Source organism: Fictibacillus iocasae (assembly GCF_042665465.1).
In the GTDB taxonomy this organism is placed as follows: Bacteria; Bacillota; Bacilli; order Bacillales; family Fictibacillaceae; genus Fictibacillus; species Fictibacillus iocasae.
Genome location: NZ_JBHTCP010000020.1, coordinates 1 through 538, shown reverse-complemented (window position 1 = coordinate 538; position 538 = coordinate 1). Strand labels below are relative to the sequence as shown.

The window sequence follows — 538 nt, the reverse complement described above, 5'->3', positions numbered from 1 at the left end:
CGTGATGGGAAATCTCATCTTGAGGGGGGCTTCATGCTTAGATGCTTTCAGCACTTATCCCGTCCACACGTAGCTACCCAGCTATGCCCCTGGCGGAACAACTGGTACACCAGCGGTGTGTCCATCCCGGTCCTCTCGTACTAAGGACAGCTCCTCTCAAATTTCCTGCGCCCGCGACGGATAGGGACCGAACTGTCTCACGACGTTCTGAACCCAGCTCGCGTACCGCTTTAATGGGCGAACAGCCCAACCCTTGGGACCTACTTCAGCCCCAGGATGCGATGAGCCGACATCGAGGTGCCAAACCTCCCCGTCGATGTGGACTCTTGGGGGAGATAAGCCTGTTATCCCCAGGGTAGCTTTTATCCGTTGAGCGATGGCCCTTCCATGCGGAACCACCGGATCACTAAGCCCGACTTTCGTCCCTGCTCGACTTGTAGGTCTCGCAGTCAAGCTCCCTTGTGCCTTTACACTCTGCGAATGATTTCCAACCATTCTGAGGGAACCTTTGGGCGCCTCCGTTACTGTTTAGGAGGCG

Annotated in this window: 1 rRNA gene; it reads right to left on the bottom strand. The window is 56.3% G+C overall.

The features are described from left to right. A 23S ribosomal RNA gene (locus tag ACFQPF_RS11350) occupies positions 1 to 538 on the bottom strand; the annotation flags it as partial.